The 8,959-nt window shown below is 30.1% G+C and carries 17 protein-coding genes and 1 pseudogene; 17 read left to right on the plus strand and 1 reads right to left on the minus strand.

Going from position 1 to position 8,959, the window contains the following annotated elements; all coding sequences use genetic code 11:
- Window positions 1-71 precede the first annotated feature (71 nt).
- The 13 genes from AB8B23_RS04840 to AB8B23_RS04900 all read left to right on the plus strand — a co-directional run bounded on the left by AB8B23_RS04840 (window position 72) and on the right by AB8B23_RS04900 (window position 3,601).
- On the plus strand, window positions 72-221 hold the full coding sequence (locus tag AB8B23_RS04840) for a hypothetical protein (protein WP_369713691.1): 150 nt from the start codon (window positions 72-74) through the stop codon (window positions 219-221).
- Between the two features lie 24 nt (window positions 222-245).
- Window positions 246-416: a hypothetical protein gene (locus AB8B23_RS04845; protein WP_369713692.1), complete on the plus strand. Its 171-nt coding sequence runs from the start codon at window positions 246-248 to the stop codon at window positions 414-416.
- A gap of 72 nt (window positions 417-488) precedes the next feature.
- Window positions 489-641, plus strand: a complete 153-nt coding sequence (locus AB8B23_RS04850) for a hypothetical protein (RefSeq protein WP_369713693.1) — start codon at window positions 489-491, stop codon at window positions 639-641.
- Between the two features lie 33 nt (window positions 642-674).
- A complete protein-coding gene (locus AB8B23_RS04855) occupies window positions 675-824 on the plus strand; it encodes a hypothetical protein (RefSeq protein ID WP_369713694.1) in 150 nt (49 codons plus the stop codon).
- A gap of 74 nt (window positions 825-898) precedes the next feature.
- Complete coding sequence (locus AB8B23_RS04860; protein ID WP_369713695.1) at window positions 899-1,060, plus strand: hypothetical protein; 162 nt, start codon at window positions 899-901, stop codon at window positions 1,058-1,060.
- 108 nt (window positions 1,061-1,168) lie between these two features.
- Window positions 1,169-1,336 (plus strand): hypothetical protein, encoded by a 168-nt coding sequence (locus AB8B23_RS04865; protein WP_369713696.1) that lies wholly within the window; start codon window positions 1,169-1,171, stop codon window positions 1,334-1,336.
- A gap of 32 nt (window positions 1,337-1,368) precedes the next feature.
- Complete coding sequence (locus AB8B23_RS04870) at window positions 1,369-1,530, plus strand: hypothetical protein (protein WP_369713697.1); 162 nt, start codon at window positions 1,369-1,371, stop codon at window positions 1,528-1,530.
- Window positions 1,531-1,592: 62 nt separating this feature from the next.
- A complete protein-coding gene (locus AB8B23_RS04875) occupies window positions 1,593-1,742 on the plus strand; it encodes a hypothetical protein (protein WP_369713698.1) in 150 nt (49 codons plus the stop codon).
- 34 nt (window positions 1,743-1,776) lie between these two features.
- Window positions 1,777-1,941, plus strand: coding sequence for a hypothetical protein (locus tag AB8B23_RS04880; RefSeq protein ID WP_314114953.1), 165 nt, complete (start codon window positions 1,777-1,779; stop codon window positions 1,939-1,941).
- A gap of 33 nt (window positions 1,942-1,974) precedes the next feature.
- Entirely contained in the window at window positions 1,975-2,136 is a 162-nt protein-coding gene (locus AB8B23_RS04885; protein WP_369713699.1) for a hypothetical protein, read from the plus strand.
- Between the two features lie 99 nt (window positions 2,137-2,235).
- Window positions 2,236-2,397, plus strand: coding sequence for a hypothetical protein (locus AB8B23_RS04890; protein ID WP_369713700.1), 162 nt, complete (start codon window positions 2,236-2,238; stop codon window positions 2,395-2,397).
- Between the two features lie 279 nt (window positions 2,398-2,676).
- A complete protein-coding gene (locus AB8B23_RS04895; protein ID WP_155827471.1) occupies window positions 2,677-2,829 on the plus strand; it encodes a hypothetical protein in 153 nt (50 codons plus the stop codon).
- Window position 2,830: 1 nt separating this feature from the next.
- Entirely contained in the window at window positions 2,831-3,601 is a 771-nt protein-coding gene (locus AB8B23_RS04900; protein WP_369713701.1) for a competence/damage-inducible protein A, read from the plus strand.
- A 312-nt stretch (window positions 3,602-3,913) separates the two neighbouring features.
- On the opposite strand, the pseudogene AB8B23_RS04905 reads toward AB8B23_RS04900, so the two are convergent.
- A pseudogene (locus AB8B23_RS04905) lies at window positions 3,914-4,688 on the minus strand (IS30 family transposase).
- A 351-nt stretch (window positions 4,689-5,039) separates the two neighbouring features.
- On the opposite strand from AB8B23_RS04905, the gene rlmN reads away from it, so the two are divergent.
- The 4 genes from rlmN (at window position 5,040) to AB8B23_RS04925 (ending at window position 8,860) form a co-directional block, all read left to right on the plus strand.
- Window positions 5,040-6,116 carry a 23S rRNA (adenine(2503)-C(2))-methyltransferase RlmN gene (rlmN, locus tag AB8B23_RS04910; RefSeq protein ID WP_369713702.1) on the plus strand — a complete coding sequence of 359 codons (1,077 nt, stop codon included), beginning with the start codon at window positions 5,040-5,042 and terminating at the stop codon, window positions 6,114-6,116.
- Between the two features lie 34 nt (window positions 6,117-6,150).
- The gene (locus tag AB8B23_RS04915; protein ID WP_369713703.1) at window positions 6,151-8,196 is read left to right on the plus strand and encodes a transglycosylase domain-containing protein; all 2,046 of its coding nucleotides are present in this window, start codon (window positions 6,151-6,153) and stop codon (window positions 8,194-8,196) included.
- Window positions 8,197-8,340: 144 nt separating this feature from the next.
- The gene (locus tag AB8B23_RS04920) at window positions 8,341-8,598 is read left to right on the plus strand and encodes a type II toxin-antitoxin system Phd/YefM family antitoxin (protein WP_147005665.1); all 258 of its coding nucleotides are present in this window, start codon (window positions 8,341-8,343) and stop codon (window positions 8,596-8,598) included.
- A gap of 4 nt (window positions 8,599-8,602) precedes the next feature.
- The gene (locus AB8B23_RS04925) at window positions 8,603-8,860 is read left to right on the plus strand and encodes a Txe/YoeB family addiction module toxin (RefSeq protein WP_006804080.1); all 258 of its coding nucleotides are present in this window, start codon (window positions 8,603-8,605) and stop codon (window positions 8,858-8,860) included.
- The last annotated feature ends 99 nt before the right edge of the window (window positions 8,861-8,959 follow it).

The raw sequence follows: 8,959 nt of genomic DNA on the forward strand, positions 1-8,959 counted from the left end.
CGCAGAAAATGTAATTTTTATGACTAAAGAGATTAATTGAATTCAAAATAATAGAAAAGGAGCTGATATATATGAGGAAATTAATGTTACTATTAATGTTGTTGACATTGATATCAGGCTGTACTGCATTTGAAATAGCAAATCAAATGGAAAAGGAGAGAGGAGTTGAATGTAGGTATAATAAACGGGGAGGGGTTGAGAATTGTCGATATATGGAATAAAATTTATTAAAGGAGATGACTTGAATGAAAAGGTGGTTAGTATTGATTGTATTGTTATCATTAGCAGTAATAAGCTGTACCGAAGCAGACAGAGAATTGTGGAGAGAAGTTGATAGAGAATATAAGGAAAGAGGCAGGGAGTGTACATACAATCATAAGGGAGAGTTAATAGGAAGTTGTGATTATATAAACTAAAAAAGTCATAAATATTAGTAATTTTTATTTATAAGGTAGCTATAAGAAATTATACTGAGTGGAGATGGTAGTATGAAAAAATTAATGGTGTTGATAGTATTAATATCAGTATTAGTTGTAAGTTGTTCTTATTTTGAGGAAGCAGAAAAAGAGCGAAGAGATAGAGGCAGAGAATGCAGATACAATAAAAGGGGTGGACTTGAAAGTTGCCGTTATATAAATTAGCAGTAAAAAAATATGTTGGAGGAGAGGATAAATATGAAAAAATTAGCAATTTTACTTATATTAATAATAACAATTGCAAGCTGTGCTGATATTATGGCTTCAAGAGAACATATGGAGCAAAGAGGCAGAGAATGTAGATACAATTATAAAGGAGAAGTGCAGAGTTGTGATTATATAAACTAAAAAAGTCATAAATATTAGTAATTTTTATTTATAAGATAGTTATAGGAAATTATACTGAAATGGAGATGGTAAATATGAAAAAAATAATAATTCTGTTTATACTAGGATTAATTGTTAGTTGTACAGCAGAAGACATGAATTTAATAAGAGAGGCAAGAAGAGAAAGAGAGGAAAGAGGATACCAATGCAGATATAATGGTAAAGGAGAAGTACAGCATTGCGGATATATAAATTAAAAAATATTATAAAAACTTTAACATTACAAAATGAATAAAAAATATAATTTTTTGATTAAAGGAATTAATTAAATTCAAAGAATAATAATGAAAAAAGGAGATGGTAATATGAAAAAGATAATAATATTAGCTATATTAGTAATGACAACTATTTTTAACTGTACAGAAAGAGATTTGATGATAATGAGAGAAGCAGATAGAGAAATGAATGAAAGAGGACGGGAATGCAGACATAATAAAAGGGGTGGACTTGAAAGTTGCCGTTTTATAAATTAGTAATTGAAAAAAATAATAAAGGGATGATGTATATGAAAAAAGTAATAGCGCTGATTATATTGTCATTAACAATGGTGAGTTGTTCTGAACTTGCTGAGTTAGAAGCAGGAAGACAGCAAAGATTAAGGGAAAGAGGCTGGGAATGTAGATACAATGGCAGAGGAGAAGTACAGCATTGTGGTTATATAAATTAATAAAAAAATGTATGAAACTGTAAATTAATAATATACTGTTATAGTGCAAGGAGAGAGTAAATATGAAAAAGACATTGATTTTAGCAATATTGATGATGACGGTTGTAAGTTGCTCATATTTTGAGGGTGCTGAAAGAGCTGAAAAGGAAAGAGGTAGAATATGCACATATAATAATAAAGGGGATTTCCAAGGGTGCCGTTATGCAAATTAATAATTAGAAATTTATAATAAAGGAGATAGTTTATATGAAAAAAGTATTGGTGTTAGCAGTATTAATGACGATAATTGCAAGTTGTACGGCTGAAGATAGAATGTTATGGAATGAAGTTCAAAGAGAACGGGGGGAAAGAGGAGTTGAATGCAGATATAATAAAAGAGGTGGAGTTGAGAATTGTCGATATATGGATTGATAATTATAAAGTTATAGCAAAGGAGTGATTATTATGAAAAAAATAATAGTATTGATTATATTGTTATTAACAGTAATGAGCTGTTCTGAACTTACTGAGTTGGAAGCTGGAAGACAGCAGAGATTAAGAGAAAGAGGTCGAGAATGCAGGTACAATTATAAGGGAGAGTTACAGCATTGTGGATATATAAATTAAGAAATATTGTGGAAAGTTTAGCATTATAAAGAAAATATAATTTTTTTGATTAAAGGAATTAATTTGTTTTAAAAAATAAATAAAAAGGAGAGATTCTATATGAAAAAAATAATAGCACTGATTATATTGTTATTAACAGTAATGAGTTGTTCTGAACTTTCTGAAATGGAAGCAAAAAGTCAACAAATAAAAAGGGAAAGAGGATATGAATGTACATATAACAGTAGAGGAGAAGCACAAGTTTGTGGTTATATAAAATAAAAAACTGTAATATAAATAATTATTTATTTAAAAACAAAAACAAAAAATTATACTAAAGGAGATAATATTTATGAAGAAGATAGTAATATTAGTTATATCATACTGTTAATTATGAATTATGCTGATATTGAGGCTTCAAGAAAACGTATAAGGAGTGTGCACTTTTAATTCTAGAAAAAGACTGCAATAGAAAGATAACAAAATAATTAGAAATTAAAAAATGTTATATTGGTATTATAATTTGTGAAGTAAAGAATTGTGATAATGGAGGAAGCAATTATGAAAAAGATCATAGTTTTGATTGTATCGGCAGTACTAATTGTGAGTTGTTCATATTTTGAAGGTGCGGATAGGCAAATAAGAGAACGAGGAATTGAATGCAGATATAATAAAAGAGGTGGAGTTGAAAACTGCCGGTTAGGAGAAAATTAAAATGAAAACAGAAATTATATGTGTTGGAACAGAATTATTAGTCGGAGATATTGTAAATACAAATGCACAGTATATTTCAGCAAAACTTACAAATATTGGTATTGATTTGTATTATCAAACTACGGTTGGGGATAATTATGGAAGACTTATGGAGTGTCTTGAAAATGCTTTTAAAAGGGTTGATTTAGTAATCACTACTGGAGGGCTTGGGCCTACAATTGATGATATTACAAAGGAAGTTGTAGCTAATTATTTTGGAGAAGAGCTAGAAGTAATTGAGCGGTACTATGACTTAATTGTAAAAAAATACAATGAAAGAGGTTTTGGAGAAGTAGCTTCTGGCGGGAGAAAAGAAGCTTCAATTTTAAAAAATTCAAAATTGCTAGAAAATGAAGTTGGTCTTGCACCAGGATTTTTTTATGAAAAGGATAATAAAAAAATAATAGTATTGCCAGGACCTCCTAGAGAAATGGCTTGGATGGTAGATAATCAAGTTTTACCACTTTTAAAGCAGTATTCAAATGATATTTTACTAATGAAAACTCTTGAAATAAGGGGAGTTCCAGAAGGAAAAATTGACGACAGGCTAAAAGATTATTTTGAAATGTCAAATCCAACTGTTGCTCCGTATGCGAAAGAAGGTTGTGTTCACGTAAGAATTGCCATGAAAGGTGATAGAGGGAGTACAGATTATCTGACTGCGGAAATTGATAAAATTTTGAATGAAATTATGGAAATCTATCCTCAAGCGTCAGAAATTAAAGAAAATTGATAAATTTGTAAAATATTATTGATTTTATTAAAAAAAGTCTATAGACAATTTAATTAATGGAGTAAAGAATTAATAAAATCAAGTTAACTATATTTAAATAAGGTAAATCTATTTTATTTTAGGTCTTTGTCAAGAGTGGGGGTAAAAATTTAAAGTAAAGAAACAAGAATATAAGTTTTAAGATAACTGATGAAGAAAAAGAAAAGATATACGTTGCTTTAGATGAAATAGGTGGAACTAGAACGGATGCCTTACTAAAATTATTAGGATCATAAATTGTAATATTAATTGCGACATTTTACCAAATTTTTTTTAAAAACTAATTTCGTGTAAAAATTTTTCAAATGGCGTTGTATAGTTTAAACATTTTCTTGGTCTTGAGTTTATCAGCATTAAGGTTCTTATCAAGTCTTCTGCCTCTATTTTTAATATGTCGGTCTTCTTTGTGTAAAATTCTCTTAGAAGACCGTTGCTGTTTTCATTGCAGCCTCCCTGTCATGAGCAGTAAGGATCTGCAAAATAGAATTCTATTCCCAGCTTCTCCACTTCTTCCCAGCATGAAAATTCCTTCCCCCTGTCTGATGTGAAAGTCTTAAATGCTTCTTTAGGAATACTGGCTATCAACCGTTTTATTGCTTCCAACATTGAATTTTTACTTCTATCTTTCATCTTTATTGCCACATATCGTCTCTTTAGTTTTCGCTTTCTTTCCCTTTCTTCTCAAGACATTCAGAGAAACGTCTAGAAAATTAATGTACAACCAGTTATAGATAGTTTTAAATGACAGCCTCCCCTTTAATTCCCTGCCAACAATTTGTTCAGGTGACCAAGTTTTGTAGAGCCTGTCCTCTATCAGATTTTTCAATTCAGCAGTAATTTTTAAATTTCTTCCTTTATTAGCAACTTTTGCATTGGCATCCGCCTGAGCATTCTCAGAAGAGTATTCTCCATTAATTCTTTTAATTTCACGGTAAATAGTGGACCTGCGCCTGTTAAGGATTTGAGCAATTTTAGAAATTTTGTAATTTTCTTTTAGCAGGACCTCTAGTTTATTTCTTTCATTTATGGTAAAATATTTATGGCTCATGATATATTTCCTTTCGTTAATGTTTTTGTAGTTACTAACATTTTAACACGAAATTATCATGAGTTTTTATATTTTTCAGTTTGTTGCAATATATTATATAATCTATAGGATACAAAAAATAAGAGTTACACAAGGCTCTTATTATTTTTCTATTACCTGGTCTTAGTAAAAATAACATTATTTTTTTCAGTAAAATTAATGATTACACATAATTTTTAAATAAGTTTAAATATAATGCAAAATAATGATATAATATTTTCGTAAAATATGGTATGATATAAGCAATGAAAATTGTAAAAATAAAAGGAGGAAATTGAAAAAAATAAAATAATGGAGCTAAATAATAATGAAATGACAAATATAAATATAGTTGAGAAAATTGATATTTTGGGGATGGATTTAGAGAGTTTGCAGGAGAAATTTGTTGAAATTGGTCTTAAAAAGTTTAATGCGAGTCAAGTTTTTGACTGGCTGCATAATAAACTGGTATTTGATTTTGATGAGTTTTCTAATATTTCCAAAAAAGACAGAGAGATTTTGAAAGAGAAATTTTATGTGGCAAAACTAGAGTTTAAGACACATCAAGTTTCGGAAGATGGGGATACTGAGAAATTTTTGTTTGAATTGAAGGACAGAAGATTGATTGAAAGTGTGCTTATTTCTCATAAAAATCGGCATACACTTTGCGTTTCTTCACAAATTGGATGTCTTATCGGATGTGATTTCTGTGCCACAGCTACAATGACTTATGAAAGAAATTTATCAATTTCTGAGATTTTACTACAATATTACTATGTTCAGAAATATTTACTTAAACGTGGAGAAAAATTAGGAAATGTAGTTTATATGGGGATGGGGGAACCGTTTTTAAATTATGATGCAGTTCTTGGTTCAATTAATATGTTAAATTCTCCTAAGGGGCAAAATTTTTCAAAAAGGAATTTTACAATTTCTACAAGCGGAATTGTAAATGGGATAAAAAGATTTACAGAAAATGAAAATCAAGTGAACTTAGCAATCTCATTACATTCAGTTAGAGATGATGTGAGAAGTGAAATTATGCCGATAAATAAAACATGGGGAGTAAAACAGTTAAAAGAATCACTTTTGGAATATCAGAAACAAACTAAAAATCGTATTACATTTGAATATATCTTGATTGATGATTTGAACTGCGAGCCTGAAGATGCAAGGGAACTGGCTGGATTCTTAAATTCATTTTCGTGTCTAGTAAACTTGATTCCTTATAATCCTGTCGGTGGAAAGCCTTATAAAACACCATCAAAACAAAAACAAAGAGAATTTTATAAATTATTAAAAGACAAAAATGTTAATGTAACGTTGCGAGAGACTAAAGGGCAGGACATTGCAGCGGCTTGTGGACAGTTGAAGGCAAAAAAACAGATGGATTTTACTAAAAATATTTAAATAGATATTGAAATAGTTACGAAAAGAGGTAGTAATGAAAAAGAATAATAAAGAAGAAAAAATTGTAAAACCTAGAAAAAAATTTAGTTTATTTTCATTTTTTTTCAAAGTTTTTGTGTTTTTGTTTATAATCGGAGCTGGAGCGGGAGCTTATCTTGTTTATACGGTAAGCAAGGAAACGCCAGTTGATTTGATTGATGGATATGCACCTGTATCACCATCGGTAATTTATGACATTAATGGAAATCAAATAGATACGATAATGGTTCAAAATAGGGCGCCAATTGGAATTGGAGAAATTCCTTTACATGTGCAGAATGCGTTTTTGGCAATTGAGGATAGAAAATTTAGGACTCATCACGGATTTGACTTTGTGAGAACGGCAAGAGCGGCTTTTTTGACAATTACAGGAAGACGGCGTGAAGGAGGAAGTACACTTACTCAGCAGCTTGCAAAAAATGCGTTTTTATCACCAGAACAAACAATGACAAGAAAGATTAAAGAAGCGATTTTAGCAATAGAAATTGAAAGAAAGTATACAAAAGATGAAATTCTGGAAAATTACTTGAATACAATCTATTTTGGACAAGGAGCTTACGGAATAAAAAATGCGGCTATAAAATATTTTAATAAACAGCCAAAACAGCTTTCTATTGCACAAGCGGCAATTTTAGCGAGCCTTCCAAAATCTCCAACAAAATATTCAAAAATAGAACATGCGTTGGAAAGACAAAAGATTGTACTTCATCAAATGAGAAATTTTGGATTTATAACAGAGGAAGAATATGAGAAAGCTGTTAAAGAAAAAATTACGTTTGTAAATGGAAATATTAAAAGCCGTAATGAAGAGGAACAGATTTCGACTTCAAATGTGGCACCTGAATTTACAACAGTTGTATTAAGTGAAGTAAGAAAAATATTGAAAATACCTGAAGAAGACCAAAAATTCTTATTTGACGGTTATAAAATTTATGCAACAGTTGATTTAGATTTACAAAGAGCAGCTTATTCGGCATTTAACAACAATTATAACTTGAAGAGCCGAGCAAGCTTAAATGGTGCATTGCTTTCTATTGACCCAAGTAACGGGTTTGTAAAAGCAATGGTTGGAGGAAAAAATTATAAAAAAGGTAATTTTAATCGTGCGTTAAGTTCATTAAGACAGCCAGGTTCATCTTACAAGCCAGTAGTTTACCTTGCGGCACTGCAAAAAAACATGGCAATGAATACCGTTATGGAAGATTCACCAGTAAAAATTGGAAACTGGAGTCCAAAGAACTATGACGGAGTATTCAGAGACAGCATGACACTTGCTAAAGCATTGGAAATTTCCAACAATATAATACCAGTAAAACTATTGCAACGTGTTGGAATTAATTCGGCTGAAAAAGTATGGCGTGATGCAGGAGTTGTAGGAGGAGATTTTCCTAAGAACTATACGTTGGCACTTGGTTCAATTTCCACAAGACCAATAGATATGGCAATGTTTTATGCGGCACTTGCAAACGGAGGTTATCAAGTTCAGCCTCAATATATCTACAAAATCGAAAATAAATATGGTGAAGTTGTTTATGAAGCAAAACCAAAAATGAAAAAAGTTTACGATTCAAAAGATGTTGCAATATTAACTTATATGCTTGAAAATGCTGTAAATTATGGAACTGGACAATCTGCAAAAGTCTTAAAAAATGGACAGCTTATTCCAATGGCTGGAAAAACGGGAACAACTTCTGATTACGTTTCAGCGTGGTTTACAGGTTACACACCTACTCTTGCGACAGTAGTTTATGTCGGAAATGATGACAACAAGTCAATGGGGCCTGGAATGACTGGGGGAGCTGCAGCTGCACCAATTTGGAAAACTTACATGCAGACAGTAGTTGACTTGCCAAATTACAACGTTGGAGTCTTTGAATTTATAGACGATTATATTACAAGAAAAGATTTAACAACAAGAGATATTGACTTGCAAATCGGACTTCTTGACAGAGATGGAGTAAATAAACGAACAGCACTGTTTAAGACAGGGACAGAGCCAGTTGAGTCGGAAGGTAAGTTTAGGAATGGGATTACTTTCTAAAATTTTGTTATAAAAATTTAATATTTGAAACTACAAAAGATAGAGAATTAAAAATTAGTTCTCTATTTTTTTGTAAATATAATTGACAATTTTCATTATATATTGTACAATAAATTGAACAAAATTTTAAAAGGAGTGAGAAATATGATAGCTACAAATTATTCTAATATTAGAAATAATTTTAAAAAGTATTGTGATAAGGCAACAAGAGATTATGAAACAATAATTGTAACTAGAAAAAATGATGAAAATGTGGTATTAATGAGTGAAGAAGAATACAATAATCTTATAGAAAATTTGTATATTATGTCTAATAAAGATTATTATAATGAATTGTTGAAAAGAAAAGATGAGGTTGAAAAAGGGAAAGTTGAGAAACATGATTTAATTGAGGTGGAATAATAACATGAACATAAATTGGAATAGTGAAGCATGGAAGGAATATGTAGACTGGCAATCAAAAGATAAAAAAGTTATAAAAAAGATAAATGAAATTATAAAGGATATTCAGAGAAATGGAAATGAAGGAATAGGTAAAGCAGAGGCTTTAAAGCATGAATTAAGTGGGTATTGGAGCAGAAGAATAACTGATAAACACAGATTTATTTATAAATTGACTGAAAATGAAGTTATAATAATAGCTTGTGCTAATCATTACAAATAACTTTTTAAATTATTTTATGTAAAAGTAATAAAAAATATGATTTCAAATACAGATTAATGTATAAGAAATCATATTTTTTGTTTATAAGAAGAATTTATA

Source organism: Leptotrichia sp. HSP-342 (genome assembly GCF_041199995.1).
Lineage (GTDB): Bacteria > Fusobacteriota > Fusobacteriia > Fusobacteriales > Leptotrichiaceae > Leptotrichia > Leptotrichia mesophila.